The sequence below is a fragment of the Caulobacter zeae genome (assembly GCF_002858925.1).
Classification (GTDB): domain Bacteria; phylum Pseudomonadota; class Alphaproteobacteria; order Caulobacterales; family Caulobacteraceae; genus Caulobacter; species Caulobacter zeae.
The window spans coordinates 96567-114867 of the sequence record NZ_PJRS01000040.1; the positions used below are offsets into that span (position 1 = coordinate 96567).

The 18301-nt window shown below is 71.0% G+C and carries 16 protein-coding genes; 9 read left to right on the top strand and 7 right to left on the bottom strand.

All coding sequences use genetic code 11. From position 1 onward, the window contains the following. Positions 1–13 precede the first annotated feature (13 nt). Genes SGCZBJ_RS19080 through SGCZBJ_RS25290 form a run of 3 tightly spaced genes read left to right on the top strand, consistent with a single transcriptional unit; the run spans position 14 to position 4056 of the window. Positions 14–3061 carry a coiled-coil domain-containing protein gene (locus tag SGCZBJ_RS19080; RefSeq protein WP_240621573.1) on the top strand — a complete coding sequence of 1016 codons (3048 nt, stop codon included), beginning with the start codon at positions 14–16 and terminating at the stop codon, positions 3059–3061. A 7-nt stretch (positions 3062–3068) separates the two neighbouring features. Continuing rightward, positions 3069–3629, top strand: coding sequence for a sugar transferase (locus SGCZBJ_RS19085; RefSeq protein ID WP_101719597.1), 561 nt, complete (start codon positions 3069–3071; stop codon positions 3627–3629). Between the two features lie 58 nt (positions 3630–3687). Then, a complete protein-coding gene (locus SGCZBJ_RS25290) occupies positions 3688–4056 on the top strand; it encodes a PRC-barrel domain-containing protein (protein WP_205685425.1) in 369 nt (122 codons plus the stop codon). 57 nt (positions 4057–4113) lie between these two features. Here SGCZBJ_RS25290 and SGCZBJ_RS19095 read toward each other — a convergent pair whose 3' ends face one another. Next, positions 4114–5562 (bottom strand): mannitol dehydrogenase family protein, encoded by a 1449-nt coding sequence (locus tag SGCZBJ_RS19095; protein ID WP_101719534.1) that lies wholly within the window; start codon positions 5560–5562, stop codon positions 4114–4116. Positions 5563–5759: 197 nt separating this feature from the next. Here SGCZBJ_RS19095 and SGCZBJ_RS19100 point away from each other — a divergent pair, with 197 nt between their 5' ends. Together SGCZBJ_RS19100 and SGCZBJ_RS19105 are read left to right on the top strand one after the other, a co-directional pair. Next, positions 5760–6110 carry a hypothetical protein gene (locus tag SGCZBJ_RS19100; protein WP_133149296.1) on the top strand — a complete coding sequence of 117 codons (351 nt, stop codon included), beginning with the start codon at positions 5760–5762 and terminating at the stop codon, positions 6108–6110. Positions 6111–6167: 57 nt separating this feature from the next. Then, positions 6168–7769, top strand: coding sequence for an FAD-binding oxidoreductase (locus SGCZBJ_RS19105; RefSeq protein ID WP_101719536.1), 1602 nt, complete (start codon positions 6168–6170; stop codon positions 7767–7769). A 22-nt stretch (positions 7770–7791) separates the two neighbouring features. Here the strand turns inward: SGCZBJ_RS19105 and nadC are convergent, their stop codons facing one another. From nadC to SGCZBJ_RS19130, 5 genes are all read right to left on the bottom strand, one after another. Then, positions 7792–8634, bottom strand: coding sequence for a carboxylating nicotinate-nucleotide diphosphorylase (gene nadC, locus SGCZBJ_RS19110; protein WP_101719598.1), 843 nt, complete (start codon positions 8632–8634; stop codon positions 7792–7794). Between the two features lie 14 nt (positions 8635–8648). Beyond that, the gene (locus tag SGCZBJ_RS19115; protein ID WP_101719537.1) at positions 8649–9275 is read right to left on the bottom strand and encodes a Uma2 family endonuclease; all 627 of its coding nucleotides are present in this window, start codon (positions 9273–9275) and stop codon (positions 8649–8651) included. Between the two features lie 29 nt (positions 9276–9304). Beyond that, positions 9305–10819 (bottom strand): L-aspartate oxidase, encoded by a 1515-nt coding sequence (locus SGCZBJ_RS19120; protein WP_101719538.1) that lies wholly within the window; start codon positions 10817–10819, stop codon positions 9305–9307. A 155-nt stretch (positions 10820–10974) separates the two neighbouring features. Further along, positions 10975–12060, bottom strand: a complete 1086-nt coding sequence (nadA, locus tag SGCZBJ_RS19125; protein ID WP_165799382.1) for a quinolinate synthase NadA — start codon at positions 12058–12060, stop codon at positions 10975–10977. A gap of 207 nt (positions 12061–12267) precedes the next feature. Further along, positions 12268–14661, bottom strand: a complete 2394-nt coding sequence (locus SGCZBJ_RS19130) for a hybrid sensor histidine kinase/response regulator (protein WP_101719540.1) — start codon at positions 14659–14661, stop codon at positions 12268–12270. A 78-nt stretch (positions 14662–14739) separates the two neighbouring features. Between SGCZBJ_RS19130 and SGCZBJ_RS19135 the strand changes: the two genes are divergently transcribed. Together SGCZBJ_RS19135 and SGCZBJ_RS19140 are read left to right on the top strand one after the other, a co-directional pair. Next, on the top strand, positions 14740–15216 hold the full coding sequence (locus SGCZBJ_RS19135) for a Dps family protein (RefSeq protein ID WP_101719541.1): 477 nt from the start codon (positions 14740–14742) through the stop codon (positions 15214–15216). A gap of 56 nt (positions 15217–15272) precedes the next feature. Next, positions 15273–16448, top strand: a complete 1176-nt coding sequence (locus tag SGCZBJ_RS19140; protein WP_240621574.1) for a cell wall hydrolase — start codon at positions 15273–15275, stop codon at positions 16446–16448. A gap of 191 nt (positions 16449–16639) precedes the next feature. Here SGCZBJ_RS19140 and trxB read toward each other — a convergent pair whose 3' ends face one another. Continuing rightward, positions 16640–17647 (bottom strand): thioredoxin-disulfide reductase, encoded by a 1008-nt coding sequence (trxB, locus tag SGCZBJ_RS19145; RefSeq protein ID WP_101719543.1) that lies wholly within the window; start codon positions 17645–17647, stop codon positions 16640–16642. A 46-nt stretch (positions 17648–17693) separates the two neighbouring features. On the opposite strand from trxB, the gene SGCZBJ_RS19150 reads away from it, so the two are divergent. Next, positions 17694–17891: a DUF433 domain-containing protein gene (locus SGCZBJ_RS19150; RefSeq protein ID WP_101719544.1), complete on the top strand. Its 198-nt coding sequence runs from the start codon at positions 17694–17696 to the stop codon at positions 17889–17891. 92 nt (positions 17892–17983) lie between these two features. Then, positions 17984–18283 carry a hypothetical protein gene (locus SGCZBJ_RS19155; RefSeq protein WP_101719545.1) on the top strand — a complete coding sequence of 100 codons (300 nt, stop codon included), beginning with the start codon at positions 17984–17986 and terminating at the stop codon, positions 18281–18283. The last annotated feature ends 18 nt before the right edge of the window (positions 18284–18301 follow it).

Below are 18301 nucleotides of genomic sequence, written 5' to 3' on the forward strand. Positions count from 1 at the left end.
ACAGTGGCTGCGTATGAAGCCTAAGAAGCGCCGACCGCTCGACTTTTCCACCCTGCCGGTGGAGACGCCCCGCGATGATGCGGCGAATACGGCTGGCCTGCCTGAGTCGGAACCGTCGGCCTTCGATGTCGCCGAGCCGGATCCCGATGCGCCGATCAGCGAGCCGGACAACGATCTCGACATCGCCGACCTGCCGGGGACGGGCTTCCTGGCCGCGCCGCCGCGCGGCGCGCGTCCGCCGTCCTACCAGCCGCCCGAGCCGCAAGCCGAGCCGGCGCCCGAACCGCTGACCTCGGCGATCGCGCCTGAGCCCGCGCCCGAGCCTGAAGCCGAACCCGCGCAACCCGCCGCCGATCCGTTCGAACCGGTGCTGCGCGAGGACCGTTCTTCGGCGCGCCGTTCGTTCTTCCGCGGGTCCTCCCCGCCGCCTGAACCGGCCCCGCCCGAGCCCGTCTCGCCGCCGGAGCCCGAGCCGGTCGCCGTGGCGCCGCCGCCTTCGCCCGAACCCATGCCCGAATTCGCCCCGCCGCCGGAACCGCGAGCGCGCCGCACGCGCGCCGCCGAGCGCCCGCCGGCCGACGACCTGCCGCCGCTGCCGACCTTCCTGACCGCGCCCGCCGCAGCCCAGCCGCCGGCCCCGCGTCCCGAGCCCGAACCGCCGGCCAAGTCGGAGCCGGCCGCGCGTCCGGCCGTGGCCGAACGTCCGGTGCAGGCTCTGGCCGAGCGCGCCGAGCGCAAGCCGATGCCGGGCGGCGTCTACTGGAGCATGGCCGTCTGCGTCGCCGCCCTGTGGGCCGTGGCGCCGGTGATGTTCGCCATGGGCTACGGCCCGACCCTGCCGATGCCGGTGACCATGGCGGTGTTCGCCGCCCTGGCCGCGGGGCCGGCCGCCTTCATCCTGCTGGCCGCCTACATGCTGCGCCAGGCCATGGGCGTTTCGGCCGAGCTGCGCCGCACGCGCCAGCTGACCGACCAGTTGCTCACGCCCGCGACCCTGGCCGCCGCCGGGGCCACCGGCGTTGTCGACGCCCTGAGCGGCCAGATCGACGCGGCCACCAGCGCCGCCGACGCCGCCCGCGAGCGCATCATCACCCTGCGCCAGGCGCTGGCCGAAGAGACCGCCCGCCTGGTCGAGGCCGCCGATTCGTCCAGCCGCATGGCCAAGCAGCTGGCCGAGGGCCTGGGCCATGAGCGCACCGCCATGCAGGCGCTGTCGGCCGCCCTGGACACCCAGTCGACCGGCGTGGTCGACGCCATCGGCAGCCAGGCGCGCATGGTCGCCGAGGCCTCCGACCTGGCCGAAACCCAGCTGCGCGAAGCCGAGGCCGCCCTGGCCGCCCGCGCCGCCGACCTGGCCGCCGCCGCAGCCGAGGCGTCCGACGCCGCCCGCGTCGGGGCCGAGGACCTGTCGCGCCAGATCGCCCGCCTGGAGACCGCCGGCCAAGGCGTCGGCGATCAGATCGGCAATGTCGAGCGCAGCCTGGCGTCGCAGCGCGCGGCCCTGGTGACGGCCGCCCAGGCCCTGCGCGCCGACCAGGAGGACTTCTCCTCCGAGACCGAGACCCGCACCGCCCAGCTCACCGAGTTCGTGGCCTACACCCGCGTCGGCGCCTCCGAGCTCGGCGACATCGCCGCCATGGGCGCCGAGGTGCTGCGCGGCCTGATCGTCTCGTCCGGCGACCAGCTGCGCGAGATGACCGAGGCCGCCCGCGCCGAGCGCGAGGCCCTGGCCGCCGAGACGCAGGCCGCGTTGGCCCGCCTGGAAGCCGCCGCCGCCGACCGTCGCGGCGATCTCGAGGGCGAGCTGACCCGCGCCATGAACGCCATCACCGACGCCGCCCAGCGGGCCGGGGAGGGCGTCGAGTTGCGCGTCGAGACCGCGCGCGGCCGCGTCGACCAGCTGAACGAGATCGCCTTCTCGGCCGGCCAGAAGGCCGACGCCGTGTTCGAGTCGCGCATGCAGGAAGCCCGCAACCTGATCGAGAACGCCGCCCAGGTGGTCGAGCAGGCCGGCGCCCGCACCGCCCAGAAGCTGGCCGAAAGCGTCGAGACCGCCCGCACCGCCATCGCCGAGATGGAGCGCCTGCTGGTCGAGGCCGGCCAGAGCAGCGCCGCCCTGCCGGGCGAGGCCCTGGCCCGCGCCGCCGAGGTGCGCGCCCAGATCGAGAAGGGCATCGACGACCTTCGCGCCGCCGCCCGCCGCACCGCCGAGGAGACGGCGGCCATCGACCAAGCCTTCCAGGATCGCGTGCGCCGCAACTACGAAATGCTGAGCGAGGCGGTGACGCAGATGAACGCGGCCGCTTCCCAGACCCCGAGCTTCGTCGCCCCGCAGAGCCGCGGCGCTTCGGCCCTGGTGCGTCCGCCGCAGCCTGCGCCCCAGCCGGTCCCGCAACCGGCGCCGCCGCCCCAGCAGCGCCAGGCGCCGCCTCCGCCGCCTCCGGTCCAGCCCGCGCCGCAGCCGCCGCGCGCCCAGACCCCGCCGCCGGCCTATCCCAACGATGACTTCGCACCGCTGGAGCCGCCGCCGCGCCAGCGCCTGAAGCTGACCCCGACCGCCACCGACGACGAGTTCCGCACCATGTTCGACGCCGCCGGCGGTCGCGGCGCGGCGCCGACCCCGCCGCCTGAACCGGCGCAGGACGAGGGCGGCTGGAGCTGGAAGAACCTGTTGGGCGACATGCAGTCCAGCTCGCCGGGCGACGCGGCCCTGGGCGAGAAGCTGGCCGGCGAGATCCTGGCCATGGGCATCGACCCGTCGGCCCTGCTGCCGCGCGGTCGCATCGACGAGATCGCCGCCGCCATCCAGACCCACGACGAGGCCGGCGCCCGCGAGGTGGTCAAGAAGCTGGCCCCGGCCGCGATCCGTCGCCTGGTCCGCCGCCTGTTCTCCGACGCCACGCTGAAGGCCAACGCCGAGCGTTTCGTGCGCCGTTACGCCGGCATGGTGAACGAGGCGGCCCAGCAGGATCGCGAGGGCTTCCTGGTGGCCGCACTGCTGGCCTCGGAAGCCGGCCGCGCCTACCTGCTGCTCGATGCGGCGGCCAGCGACCTGGCCTGATCACGTGCTGAAGCGCGCCTTCGACTTCGCCGCCGCCGCGGCGGGCCTTGCCGTGCTGGCCCTGCCGCTGGCGGTAGTGGCCGTGCTGGTGCGCGCCACCTCGCCGGGGCCAGCGGTCTACTGGTCGCAGCGGGTGGGGCGGGGCAACCGCCTCTTCCCGATGCCGAAGTTCCGCACCATGCGGATCGACACCCCCGAGGTCGCCACCCACCTGCTGGACGATCCGCACCGCTGGCTGACGCCGGTCGGGCCGTTCCTGCGCAAGACCAGCCTCGACGAGCTGCCGCAGCTGTGGAGCGTGCTGGTCGGTCACATGAGCCTGGTGGGCCCGCGCCCGGCCCTGTTCAACCAGGACGACCTCGTGGCCGCTCGCACCGCCGCCGGCGTCCACGTGCTGCGTCCCGGCGTCACCGGCTGGGCCCAGATCAACGGCCGCGACGAACTGGCCATCCCCGAGAAGGTGGCGCTGGACGCCGAGTACCTGGCCCGCGCCTCGTTCCTGTTCGACCTGAAGATCCTGCTGGGCACCGTCGCGCCCGTGGTGCTGGGCAAGGGCGTGCGCGCCTAGCCCCGGAACGTCGCCGTGTACGGAGCGTTGGCTCGGTGCATCAACACGGAGACACGCCATGAAGAGGATCGTCATGACCGCCGCCGCCTTCGCCCTGGTGGGCGGCGCGGCCTTCGCCCAATCGACCATCGCCCGTGACGAGACGCTCAGCGCCAAGGGCAGCTTCACCGTCGGCCAGATCGAGGACGCCGATGTCATCGACTCCGCCAACCGGAAGGCCGGCGAGGTCGAGCACGTGCTGCTGGACGCGGCCGGAAAACCTACCGCCGTAGTCATCGAGATCGACCGCGTCGGCCCCGACAAGAAGGTGGTGGTGGCCTTGGCCGACGTCTCGGTCGCGCCCGAGCCGGGCGATCCGAACGACTATCTGGTGCGCACCAAGCTGACCAAGGATCAACTGGCCAACCTGCCGGACTGGAAGCCGTAGAGGCGGTTTCGCTACGTCCCGTAGACCCCCGCTTCGCGGGGGCTCTACGGGGAAGAGTCAGGCGAGTTCGCCGTAGGCCTTCTCGACCGCCGCCACGAACCGGGCGTCGCCCGCCAGATCGGCCGGGAACACCGCTTCCAACGCCAGGAAGGCGGCGACATCGCCCTTCACGTCGCCCGGCAGGGCCTGGACCACCGTCAGCAGGCGATCCGCCAGCGGATCGGTGATGGCCACGCCCTCGGCGGCGCGCAGCTTCAGGAACCGGAACCAGGCGGCGATCGGCACGGCCAGGCGCTCGACGCTGCGGTCGGCTTCCAGGGCGTCCTTCACCGTGCCCAGAATGCGGAAGGGCAGTTTCTGCGAGCCGTCCCAGGCGATCTGGCTGAGGAAGTGGCGGATCTCGGGATTGCGGAAGCGGTCGAGGATGGCCTCGGCGTAGGCGGCCAGGTCCAGGCCGCGCGGGGCGGTCAGGGTCGGGATGATGTCCTTGGCCATCAGGTCGCGGGCCAGGGCCTCCAGCGCCGGATCGCCGACCGCCTCGAACACTGTCTCGTGGCCCTTCAGCAGGCCGGCATAGGCCAGGGTCGAGTGCACGCCGTTCAGGAGACGCAGCTTGGCGCGCTCGAAGCCGCGCACGTCGTCGGTCAGGGTGACGCCGACGCTGGCTAGATCCGGCGCGCCGTCGCCCAGCACGTCCTCGACCACCCACTGGGTGAAGGCCTCGCGCTGGATCGGCCATGCGTCGGCCAGGCCCGTGGCGGCCTGCACCCGGGCGCGCAGGGCGTCGTCGGTGGCCGGAGTGATGCTGTCGACCATGGTGCGCGGGAAGGCGCCGTTCTGCTCGATCCAGGCAGCCAGGGCCGGGTCCACCGCCTGGGCGAAGGCCACCGTCGCCGCCTTCAGCCGCCAGCCGTTGTCGGCGAGGTTGTCGCAGGCCACCACGGCGTAGGGCGCCAGGCCGGCCGCGAAGCGGCGGCGCAGACCCTCGACGATGTAGCCCACGGCGCTGACCGGGCGGCCAGGCGAAGCCAGGTCGTGGACGATGTCGGGATGTGCCTTGTCCAGCTTGCCCTCGCCGGTCAGGGTGTAGCCCTTCTCGGTGACCGTCAGGCTGACCATCCGGGTCTGCGGCGCTGCCAGGCGCGCGAACACCGCCTCCGGGTCTTCCGGGGCGACCAGCACCTCCAGAATCGAGCCGATGACCCGGAAGCTGGTTTCATGATCCAGCTGGGCCAGGGTGTAGAGGCCGTCCTGCGGCGATAGCGCATCGCGCACGCCGGGGCTCTTCAGCGAGACGGCGCAGATGCCCCAGCGCGGGTCCGTGGACAGCAGTTGGTCGAAATAGAAGGCCTGGTGGGCGCGATGGAAGGCCCCGGGACCGAAGTGGACGACGCCGATCTCCACCTTGTCGCGCTCGTAGGCCGGCAGGGCCACGCCGGGCAGGGCGGCGGGGAAGCTGGTGGCCGAGAGGCGCAGGGCCTGGCTGGCGGCGGTGTCGGTGGTCACGGGGCGCCTCGATAATGATCCGGCGGGTCTTCAAAGCCCGCTCGAGCGCTTAGATGAGCCAGGAAGACACCGGTGGCAATGGTGGTTTCGCAAAGACTTCCGTAGCGGCGCCCGGCGGCCGGGAAACCCGCTCGGCGTTATAATTTTCACATAAAACCGATGCGTGCATCGCCACCCTGGCTGGATAGGGGAAGAGCATGCGTACGATTCTGACGATTTTGGCCTTGCTGGCCTTGGGCGCGTGCAGCCGGGTGCAGGCCGATGCGCCCGCGGCTCAGCGCGCGGCGGTGACCAAGGCCTGCCTGGACGGCGAGCTCGATGCCTTCGGGCTGAAGCTCGATCGCGTGGGCTGCGCCTGCGCGTCCAACGTCCTGCAGGCCCAGCTGTCGCCCAAGGCGATGACCGCGCTGGAGGACTATGCGCGCGGCCGGGAGGACGGCTTCGACGCGGCCCGCGCTGGGCTGGTCGGCGACGAGAAGCTGATGCTGGACCCTAAGCGTCCGGCCGGCGCGCCCGACCTGCGCAAGGTGGCGGCCGACTGCCTCTGATCGGGCGATCAGGACAACCATACAAGCAAGTGGGCAGACAACAGAGTGGGGGAGATCATGCAGACCAAGCGCTATTTCGCCAGCCGGCGCGACTTCCTGGCCGCGGGCGGCTTCCTGGCGGCCAGCGCCGCCCTGGCCCCCGTCGCGGCCTATGCCCGCGACCCGCGCGTCGGGGCCTTGCCGCCGACCCCGGCGCCGGGCGGCCCGCCGGAGGCGCGTTGGGCGCAGCTATCCAAGGCGCTGTCGGGCCGGCTTCTGCGCCTGGGCGACGCCGACTATCAGGTGATCGCCCTGCCCAACAACCTGCGCTACGCCCACACCCTGCCGCAGGGCGTGGCCCGCTGCGCCTCGGCCGACGAGGTCGGCTTTGCTGTCCGCTGGGCGCGCGAGAACAACATCCGGCCGATCATCCGCGGCGGCGGCCACTCCTATGCCGGCTATTCGGTCACCGACGGCCTGCTGATCGAGACCAGCCTGATCAACTACGCCCGCTACGACAGGACGACCGGCGTCGCCCGGTTCGGGGCCGGCGCCCGCAATCGCGACCTCTATCGCCTGCTGCGCGCCGAGGACCGCGCGGTAACCCATGGCCGCTGCCCGTCGGTGGGCGCGGCGGGCTTCCTGCTGGGCGGCGGCATCGGCTTCAACATGCGCGCCCACGGCATGGCCTGTGACCAGCTGGTCGAGAGCAAGATCGTGTTGGCCGACGGCGCCCAGCGCCGGCTGCTGGCCAAGGCTCCCGACTCCCGCGACGCCGACCTGTTCTGGGCCTGCCAGGGCGGCGGCGGCGGCAATTTCGGGGTCAGCACCGAGTTCGCTCTCCAGACCTTCGACGTGAAGGGCAAGGTCGTCACCGTCTTCGACCTTTCCTGGAGCCGCACGCCGGAAATCCGTCCCAGCGTCTCGGTCGAGGCGCTCGGCGCCATGCTGATGGAGGTGCTGAACGCCGCGCCCGGCAACCTCGGCTCGCGGGTGTCGTTCGGGGCGATCACGCCGCTGCAATACAAGGCCGGCTACGACGTGCCGATCAGCGTGCTGGGCCAGTACGCAGGCCCGCGCGAGGAACTGCTCAAGATCCTCAAGCCCGTTCTCGACGCGGCCGCGCCCACCGGCGGGGCGGGGATCAACGAGCTGCCCTACTGGGCGGCGCAGGACTTCCTGCACGAGGACGGCTTCGCCACCTTCTACCAGGAGCGCTCGGGCTTCGTCAGGAACCCGAAGTTCGGCCTGGAAGACCTGGCGCTGGGCTTCAAACACCTGCGCCAGTGGCCGGGCGTGAACGGCTACTGCGACCTGCGCTTCTTCCAGACCGGCGGGGCGATCAACGTCCCCAAGCCTGGCGACACCGCCTTCGTGCACCGCGACAGCCACTGGCTGATGGTGGTGGGCCTCTATTGGAGCGAGGGCGACAGCCACAACAAGATCCTGCTCGACGCCAACCGCGTCTGGCAGGACGAGTTCTACGCCGCCATGTGGCCGCGCGCCGGCGGCGGGGCCTACCAGAACTTCGCCGACCCCTCGCTGTCGCACGACCCGTCCAAGGCGGATTACTTCGCCACGGCCTATTACGGCGACAACCTCGGCAGGCTGAAGGCGATCAAGGCCAAGGCCGACCCCGACCGGGTGTTCAACTTCAACCAGGCGATCCCGCGGCCTTAGGCCTGGCAGCCGGCGTGGCCTCTCAGGCCGCGTCCAGGCCGATGTCGAGCACCGGGGCCGAGTGGGTGAGGGCGCCGACGCTGATCACGTCGACGCCGGTCTGCGCGATCGCGCGAACGGTCGTCAGGTTGACCCCGCCCGAGGCCTCCAGCACCGCCCGGCCCTTGGCCAGCGATACGGCGGTCTTCAGGTCATCCAGGCTGAAGTTGTCGAGCATGACCACGTCGGGGCCGTGCTTCAGGGCGTCTTCCAGCTGGTCCAGGCCGTCGATCTCGACTTCCACCTTAACCAGGTGACCGGCGAAGGCGCGGGCCCGGCGGACGGCCTCGCCGACCCCGCCGCAGGCGGCGACGTGGTTGTCCTTGATCAGGATGGCGTCGTCGAGGCCGAAGCGATGATTGACCCCGCCGCCGCAGCGTACGGCGTACTTCTCCAGGGCTCGCAGACCCGGCGTGGTCTTGCGGGTGTCGACGATGGTCGCGCCCGTGCCCTCGACGAGGCGCACATAGGCCCGCGTCAGGGTGGCTATGCCCGACAGGCGGCCCAGCAGGTTCAGGCCCGTCCGCTCGGCCGCCAGCACGGCGCGGGCGTTCCCCTCGGCGCGGGCCAGCACGGTTCCCGGCGCGGCGTCGGCGCCGTCGGGCGTGACCACCTCGAAGGTCGCGGTCGGGTCAAGGGCGGCCAGGGCCAGGCGCGCGCACGACAGGCCCGAGACCCGGCCGTCCTGGCGGCTGGCGAAGAGCACCGACAGCCGGGCGTCGGCGTCGATGCAGGCCAGGCCGGTGATGTCGCCGGCCCGGCCCAGATCCTCGGCCAGGGACAGATCGACGATGGGGCGGACGAGAAGGTCGGGCAGCGGCTCGATACGGGGAAGGAGGGTCAAAATACGCTCTTCAAGGCAATGTCGGCGTCGGGAGCGAACAGCGGCGAGACGCTGTCGTCGGGGCTAAGAGTCTGGCGCTCGGTCCACTCGCCCTCGAACGGGCGGCGGAAGACGTGCAACTGGGCGTGCTTGACGTCGATCACCCAGTATTCGGCGATCCCGGCGGCGGCGTAGGCCCGGCTCTTGGAGCCGAGGTCACGCTTGAGGGTGGCCAGCGAAGACTCGATGACGAGGAACACCTGATCGGCGCGCATGAAGAAGCCTTCGGCGTCGCGGGCGATCACCGCGCCGTCCGGGTCGAAGGCCGAGATATCGGAAACGCGGACTGTACCGCCGTTGAGCACTTCGTAGCGGTCAGTCAGGCCCAACTGCGAGAGGGCCAGATTCAGCGCGAGCGACAGACGGGCGGCGGTCCGCGCATGAGGCAGGGATTCCGACGACATCCGCACCAGCCTTCCGTCTTCGAGTTCCACGCGGGTGGCGTCGTCGCGATCGAAAATTCCGGCCCGGAGCATGGTCTCCAGGTCGTCGACGGTCAGCAGGAACTCAGTCACGCCCTGTTCGGCGAAGCCTTCGGCCACGCCGTCGAACGGGTTGTCAGATGGACCGAGGTTCGTGCTCATGGTCGCGTCTCCGTTCCCCTTACGTACCACTACTCGGCGGCGTGGCGCAAACCGGCCTGGACCGGGTCGAGGGTGACGAAGGTGCGGACGGGGGCGGTCTTTTCGGGGAAGTCGGCGCGGTAATGACCGCCCCGGCTTTCCTCGCGGGCGAGGGCCGCGTCGACGATCAGGCGGGCGGCGACCAGGGGCGGGCAGGCGCCGTGGGCCGCTTCCAGGGCGGCGATTTCGGCTTGCAGGCGGACGAGGCCCGCCGCATCGCGGATGACGCCGGCGTCGCGGCTCATGGCCTTGCGCAGGGCCTGGAAGGCGGCGTCCGGCAGGTCGGGCAGCGCGGCCAGCGACACCGGCTCGCCGCCGACTTGCCCGTCAGCCGCCGCAGCGCGGCCCGCGCGGGCGCCGAACACGGCCGCTTCCAGCAGGCTGTTGGAGGCCAGCCGGTTGGCGCCCTGCACGCCGGTGGAGGCGCATTCGCCGGCGGCGTAGAGGCCCGGCAGGTTGGTGCGGCCGTCCAGATCGGTGGTCACGCCGCCCATGTGGTAGTGCACGGCGGGCGTGACCGGGATCATCTCGCGGCGCGGATCGACGCCGGCGCTCTGGCAGGCCTCGAACACGGCCGGGAACTCGTGCGGGAAGTGTCCGCCCACCGCCGTCGTGGCGTCGAGGAACGCGCCGCGGCCGGCGGCGCGCTCGGCGTGGATGGCGCGGGCCACCACGTCGCGCGGAGCCAGCTCCTTGGCCGGATGGTAGTCCACCATGAAGGCGCGGCCATCGGAGTTGCGCAGAATCGAGCCCTCGCCGCGAAGAGCCTCGGTGGCCAGGGGGGCTGGATCACGGCCGATGTCGATCGCGGTGGGATGGAACTGCACGAACTCGGGGTCGGCGATCTCGGCCCCGGCCAGGGCGGCCAGGCCCAGGCCCTCGCCGCGCACCTGGGCGGGCGTGGTGGTGACGGCATAGAGGCCGCCGACGCCGCCGGTAGCCAGGATCACGGTCTTGGCGTGGATTTCGACCAGTACGCCGTCGATCTCGGCCAGCACCCCGACCACCCGGCCGGTTTCGTCCTGGAGCAGGCGGCGGGCGCGGGCGTTCTCGCGCACTTCGATGCTCGGCGTGGCGCGCACGGCGGCCACGACGGCGGCCATTATCGCCGCGCCGGCGCCGTCGCCGCCGACGCGGGCGACGCGGGCCTTGGAGTGGGCGGCCTCGAGGCTGAGCACGAAATCGCCATCGGCTTTCCGGTCGAATGGCGCGCCGATGGCGGCCAGGGCGCGGACGGCGGCGGGACCTTCGCGGGTCAGCAGCGCCACGGCCTCGCCGTCGCACAGGCCGGCGCCGGCGGCGATGGTGTCGGCCGCGTGCAGCGACGGGGTGTCGTTGCCGGCCAGGGCGGCGGCCAGGCCGCCTTGCGCCCAGGCGCTGGAGCAGCCGGTGGCCAGCGGCGTCGGCGACAGCACCAGCGCGGTCTTCGCGGCAAGCGCGGCGCTGAGGCCGGCCAGGCCCGCACCGAGGATGATTGGGCCGTCGAAGGTGATGCGTTCGATCATCTCGCACTCCACTCCCTTCCCCCTCGATGGGGGAAGGGTCGGGGATGGGGGTGAACGCTGCGGTTCAGCCATCCGAGGAAGACGAAGGCGGGCAGTGATGCGGAAGGGCCGCGTCACCCCCATCCCAACCCTTCCCCCATCAAGGGGAAGGGCCTTTAAATCAGCTCCACGTCCACGTGGTGGCGCGCCTTGACCAGGTCGTAGCGGGCCGGGGCGGCGGGCGGGGGCAGGTCGATCATCCGCTGCACGGCCTGGCGGGCGCGACCCAGGACATCGGCGTCGACCGTGACCTCGTACTGCTCGTGCACCAGGGCGTCGTAGATGTTCTGCAGCGTGATCCGCTTCATGTGCGGACACATGTTGCAGGGGCCGATGAACTGGGTTCCGGGGCTTTCGGCCTGGACGTTGCTGGCCATCGAGCACTCGGTGATCAGCACCACCTGGGCCGGCTTGCGGGCCGCCACGTAGTCGTTCATCGCCGCGGTCGAACCGGCGAAGTCCGAGGCCTCGAGGATCTCGGCCGGGCATTCGGGGTGGGCCAGCACCTCGGCGCCGGGCCAGGCCGCGCGCATGTCGGCGATGTCCTGGGTGGTGAAGCGCTTGTGCACCTCGCAATGGCCGGCCCAGGCGATGATCTTGACGTTGGTCTGGCGGGCGACGTTGCGGGCCAGGAACTCGTCGGGGATCAGGATGACCTTGTCGGTCCCCCATTCCTTGGCGGCCCACTCCACCACCTGCACGGCGTTGGCGCTGGTGCAGCAGATGTCGGTCTCGGCCTTCACGTCGGCGGTGGTGTTGACATAGGTGACCACCGGAACGCCCGGATGGCGCTCCTTGATCAGCCGCACGTCCGCGCCGGTGATCGACGAGGCCAGCGAGCAGCCGGCCTTGAGGTCGGGGATCAGGATCTTCTTCTCGGGGCTCAGCACCTTGCTGGTCTCGGCCATGAAGTGCACGCCGGCCTGGATGATGATCGCCGCGTCGCTCTTGGCGGCCTCCTTGGCGAGCGCGAGGCTGTCGCCCACGAAGTCGCCCACGCCGTGGAAGATGTCCGGCGTCATGTAGTTGTGGGCCAGGATGGCGGCGTTCTTCTCGCGCTTGATCCGGTTGATCTCCGAGATCAGCGGCGCCTGCAGACGCCATTCCATCGGGGTGACGTGGTGCTTGACCTTGTCCCAGACGGCGGCGGTTTCCGCCTCGATATCGGCGGTGAAGGCGAGGGGCGCGAAACCGTCGGCCATGTCGTCCTCTCTTATGCTCAAAGTGAGCATTTCCTGGGCCTCAAAAAACGCCGGGCAAAGGTTGCGGCTCCGTCCGGCGTTGCGGCTTATGCTGAAAGTGAGCATAAGGGGCTATCCACATATAGCCGCTCGTTCCGGGAATGCAAAGCATGCGGACGAAAAATCCCGCGCGGCCGGGCAATCACGCCTGTTCGGTCGAAGGGCAGGTCAATGCGGGCGGCGGGTCTCGAAGGCTTGGTCTATGGCCCGCACCAGCGCGTCCAGCGCATAGGGCTTGCGCAGAAGCGGCCAGGGCGCGGCGCGGGCTTCCGCCAGCTCCTGGCCGGTGTAGCCGGAACTCAGCAGGATCGGCAGCTCGGGTCGCTCGGTCGACAGGATGGAGGCCAGATCCACCCCGCTCTTGTCGCCGGGCATCATCACGTCGGTGAGCAGCAGGCCAAGGTCGGGATGGGCCCGGGCCATGCTCAGCGCCTCGTCGGCGTCACCGGCCCGGCGCACGTTGTGGCCCAGCTCGATCAGCATGGCCTCGACCAGGTCGCCGACCTCGACGTCGTCCTCGGCCAGAAGCACCTCGACGCCGGGGCGGGGAGCGGGCGGGGCCACCGGCGTCGCCTGCAGGATCGCGCCCTCGTGGCTGGCCGGCAGCAGCAGCGACACCGTCGTGCCCTGGCCCGGCTTGGAGGCGATCTCGACCTCGCCGCCGCTCTGGCGCACGAAGCCGTAGACCTGCGACAGGCCAAGCCCCGTGCCCTTGCCCGAAGCCTTGGTGGTGAAGAACGGCTCGAAGGCGCGGGCGATGGTGGCCGCGTCCATGCCCTTGCCCTCGTCGCGCACCGAGACCCGCAGGTAGGCGCCGGGCTTCAGCTCGCCGCGCGGCTTGTCGACGGTCTCGGGCCCGGACTCCACGACGATCGCGCCGCCCGGGGGGCTGGCGTCGCGGGCGTTGACCACCAGGTTCAGCAGGGCGGCCTCGAACTGGCCCGCGTCGATCCGCGCCGTGCGCGTGCCCGAGCCCAGGCTGAGCTTCAGCGGCAGCACCTCGCCGACGGCCCGGCGCAGCAGGGCCTCGCTCTCGGCGATCAGGCGGTCCACCCGGCAGATCTCCGGATTGAGCGGCTGGCGGCGGGCGAAGGCCAGCAGGTGCTGGGTCAGCTTCTCGCCACGTCTGGCGGCCGAAAGCGCCGCGTCGACCATCTTGTCGCGCCGGCGGGCGTCGTCGGGATGGCGCTGCACGGCGTCCAGGGCGCCGATGACCACGGTCAGCAGATTGTTGAAGTCGTGGGCCACGCCACCGGTCAACTGGCCGATGGCTTCCAGCTTCTGGGCTTGGTTCAGCGCGGCCTGGGCCAGGTCCCGCTCGGCGACGGCGGCGTCGACCTTGTCGGCCAGCAGTTCGTTCATGCCCGTCAGCTTGGCCTCGGCCTCCTTGGCGTCGCTGACGTCGAAGGCGATGCCGATGAAGCCCGCGAAGCTCCCTCCGGGGCCATAGCGTGGCTGCGAGAACGATTTCAGCCACCGCCACTGGCCGTCTGGCCGGCGATAGCGCGCCTCCAGGCTGAACGGCCTGCGCGAGGCCTCGCCGGCGATCTGGGCCTTGAGGATGGTCGGCAGATCCTCGGGATGGATGCGGGTGCGCCAGTCCAGCGTCAGGGCGTCGCGATAGTCGGCGCCGGCGAAGTCCACATAGGCGGCGTTGACGAACTCGCGCGCGCCGCCCATGCCGGTGATCCACATCAGGGCCGGGGCGCTGTCGGCCAGAGCGCGGAAGCGGGCCTCGCTCTCCCGCAGGCCTTCCTCGGCCTGGCGGCGCTTGGTGACCTCGAAATTGACGCCCAGCACGCGCACGGCGCGGCCTGCTGCGTCGCGCTCGATCCGGCCCAGGCCATGGATCCAGCGCTCGCCGTCCGGCCCGTCGACCAGCCGATACTCGACCTCGTAGAGCGGCCCGCTCTTGATCGCCCGTCTGATCTCCTCCTGCACCCGGGGGCGGTCCTCGGGATGCACCGCGGACGCCACCTGCTCGAAATCCAGCGGACCGTCCGGGGGCAGGCGCAGGTTGCGACGCGCGGCCGGCGACAGGTGCAGGGCCCCGGTGGTCACGTCCCATTCCCAGGGGCCGACGCCGGCGGCGGCCTGGGTCACGTCCAGCCGCGTCTCGGCGTCCTGCTGGCGGCGGCGGGCCTCGGCCAGGCCGATCACCGCCTGGCGCATGCCGTGGGCCACCGCCGTCGTGGCCGTGGCCGAGACCAGGTACAGCACCATCGAGGCGGTCTGCGGCTCGCTCAAGGTGTCGGCATACCGGCCGGCCCACAGCCACCAGCCGAGCGCCGCCCCGCTGGCGATCGGCACGAGCCCCCAGCGCCAGCCGGCATACAGCGTCACCAGCACCATCGCCGGGAAGAAGGCCTGGGTCGCGCCCAGGGTCTGGTCGGGCCCGAGCAGGGCGAAGCGCATGCCCAGCGCCGCCAGCGTGGCCACGATCGCGGCCAGGGCCGCCCGCCAGAACGGCGGAGGAACCTCTGGTATGAGCCACGCGCTTAGCAGGGCGGACGCCGCAAGGCGCGGCGTCGGCGTGGGGGCGAGCGGATCGTTTTTGTTCATTCTTGCTCCGCGCTCATGAGCAGGCTTGCCAAGAGCATGGACACGCTTACCTAGGACACGCAACACGGGAGATCATGAATGGCGACCGCTCCGAACATCGGCATTTCGGCCAAGCAACGCGCTGACATCGCGCAGGGACTGAACAAGGTCCTGGCCGACAGCTATGCGCTCTACCTCAAGACGCACGGCTATCACTGGAATGTTCGCGGGCCCTACTTCCAGTCCCTGCACATCCTCCTGGAAGGCCAATACAACGAAGAATGGGCCGCTCTTGACCTGATCGCCGAGCGCATTCGCGCCCTGGGCGAGCTGGCGCCCCAGGGCTACGCCGCCTTCGGCAACCTCTCCAGCATCAAGGACGGCGACGCCGAAAAGGACTGGGAGGGCATGATCAAGGAACTCCTGGCCGACAACGAGACGGTCATCGCCACCCTGCGCGGCGCCATCGACGCCCCGGACGAGGCGGGCGACGAAGCCACGGTCGACCTCTACACCCAGCGCCTGGCGGCCCACGAAAAGCACGCCTGGATGCTGCGCTCGACCCTGAGCAAGTAATCCGACCACCCCGCGTGCCGTCCTCAAGGCGACATCCGGGCAAGAAGGCCGCCGCGGTGCTGATCGCCGTCGGCGGCCTTTCTGCGTGCGCCACCGCCTATCACCTGCCGCGCCAGCACGGCCGGGCCGCGGGCCTAGCCAGCCAGGCGGGCGCGCTGTCCGACGCCGGGCTGGCGCGCTACACGGCCGACATGGACCCGGCGATGCTGGCCCTGGCCCGCCGCCACGATCCGCGGCCGCGCAAGGACTACTGGGGCCGCGTGCGAGGCTGGGAGGTGATCGACATCGCCACGATCCCGGTGCTGGGCGATGGCGCCCCAAGCTTCGAGGACGCGCGGCTGATCAACGCCTACCGCGCGCCGGCGCCCCTGCCGATCGAGGCGGCTCGGCCCTTCGTGCTGAAGACCTCGGGCGAGGAGCGGGCGAGGGCGCTGCACTGCCTGACCCAGGCGGTCTATTTCGAGGCTGGCTTCGAGCCCGCCGAGGGCCAGCAGGCCGTGGCCCAGACCGTGCTCAACCGTCTGCGCCATCCGGGCTATCCCAAGTCGATCTGCGGGGTGATCTACGAGGGCTCGCTGCGCAGCACCGGCTGCCAGTTCAGTTTCACCTGCGATGGCTCGCTGGAGAAGACGGTGGTCCCGACGATGTGGGACCGCGCCCAGGCCGTGGCCCGGCGGGCGCTGTCGGGCTTCGTGATGAAGGACGTGGGCGTGGCCACCCACTACCACGCCGATTACGTGGCCCCTTACTGGGCGCCGACCCTGGTCAAGCTGCGCCAGGTCGGCACGCACATCTTCTATCGCTGGACGGGACCGTCGGGCACGCTGGCCGCGTTCAAGGGCCGCTATGCCGGCGGCGAGACCCGGATCTCGACCGCCACCCTGATGGGCGCCGACCCGCGCACGCTGGAGGCCGCCCCGCCCGCCGTGCTGGCCCAGAACCTCGCCCAGGCCCTGGGCGGGCCCGCGCCGACCGCGGCCCTCAAGGACGCCCGAGTGGTGGTCATCCCAGATGCGGCCGCGCCGGGCGGCGAGCGGATCAGGGTCGAGGGCAGTGTCGCCGGCCGCCGCATCGCCACGCCCGAAGAGATCGCCCGCATCAACAAGGCCCTGGAAGTGCTGCCCGAGGTCCAGGCCGAAGCCGCCGCCGGGCCCGTTTCGCCGCCGCCGCCCGTCGAGGCGCCGCCGCCCAAGCCGAAGCCCAGGCCGCCGAATCTGCTGAATCCGCTCTAAAAGATCCTCCCCCTCTGAGGGAGGTGTCGCCGAAGGCGACGGAGGGGGGCGTTCTCAGCCGCCGCAACGTCGGAAGGTCATCACCAACTCCCCCCACCGATCGCTGCGCGATCGCCTCCCCCAGAGGGGGAGGTTCCAAAGAAAAAGGGGCGACTTTCGCCGCCCCTTTCAAACTTCGACCGGACCCAGTCCTACCAGGCGCCGATCTCGTTGGCCTCGGCGTGGCTGATGGGGTGGTGAGCCTTCTTGTGGTCTTCCTCGGCCAGGAAGCGCACGGCTTCCAGGGCGGCCATGCAGCCCATGCCGGCGGCGGTCACGGCCTGGCGGTAGACGTCGTCGGTGACGTCGCCGGCGGCGTAGACGCCTTCGATGGCCGTCGAGGCCGTGCCCGGCTTGACCTTCAGGTAGCCCCCGGGACCGACTTCCAACTGGCCGGCGAACAGTTCCGACGACGGGGCGTGGCCGATGGCGATGAACACGCCGTCGGTCTTCAGCTCGGTGAACTCGCCGGTCTTGATGTTCTTCAGGCGCACGCCGGTGACGCCCATCGGTTCGCTGTCGCCCACGACCTCGTCGATGACGCTGTCCCAGACCACCTCGACCTTCGGATGGGCCAGCAGGCGCTCTTGCAGGATCTTCTCGGCCCGCAGCTCGTCCTTGCGGTGCACCAGGGTGACCTTGCTGGCGAAGCTGGTCAGGAACAGGGCTTCCTCGACGGCCGTGTTGCCGCCGCCGACCACCACGACTTCCTTGTTGCGATAGAAGAAGCCGTCGCAGGTGGCGCAGGCGCTGACGCCGAAGCCCTGGAACTTGCTCTCGCTCTCCAGGCCCAGCCACTTGGCCTGGGCGCCGGTGGCGATGATGATCGTCTCGGCGATCCAGTCCTGGCCGCTGTCGGTCTTGACGACGAACGGACGCTTGGAGAGGTCGACCGACATGACGATGTCGCTGACGAACTCGGTGCCCACGTGCTCGGCCTGGGCGCGCATCTGGTCCATCAGCCAGGGGCCCTGGATGACGTCGGCGAAGCCCGGATAGTTCTCGACGTCAGTCGTGATGGTCAGCTGGCCGCCCGGCTGGATGCCGGCGATGAGCACGGGCTTGAGCAGCGCGCGGGCGGCGTAGATGGCGGCGGTGTAGCCGGCGGGGCCCGAACCGATGATCAGGCAGCGCGTCTGGCGGGGAGCGGTAGTGGACATGGGCGATATCTAGGCGCGATTCCGCTCCTGCGCTACATTGCACGCCATGAACCCGTTGCTGGAACGCATCACGATCGATCCTGGCAAGGCCGGCGGTCGCCGCTGCATCCGCGATCTGCGGGTGCGGGTTCAGGATGTCCTGGAAATGTTGGCGGCAGGCATAACGCCCGATGACGTGCTGCGAGAGTATCCGTACCTCGAAGCCGACGACGTGCGGGCTGCGCTCGCCTATGCCGAGGCTTGAGGCAAACGGTCGACGTCTCAGTTATTTTTCGGCAGACCCTGACGGGGAGGCGGCCGTCATACAGATCGGTCGCTGAGTTGATAGGGGAACCCATGAAGGGCGGACTGACGATCGGCATTGGCATCGGGACGGCGATCGGCGTCGCCCTGGGCCTGGCCACGAACAACATGGCGATCGGCATCGGCGTGGGCATCGCCATCGGCGGGGGCCTGGGCACCATGCTGGAGGTCGCCAAGCCGGCGCAGGCCAAGGCCGACGGCAAGAAGGGCGAGGGCGGCGACAGCGGCTCGACCCATTCTTCGGACAACAGCTCCTCGTCTTCCGCGTCCGACTGCGGCTCGTCCTCGGACGGCGGCTGCGGGGGAGATGGCGGCGGTGGCGGCGGGGATTGACGGCTCGTCCACGATTTC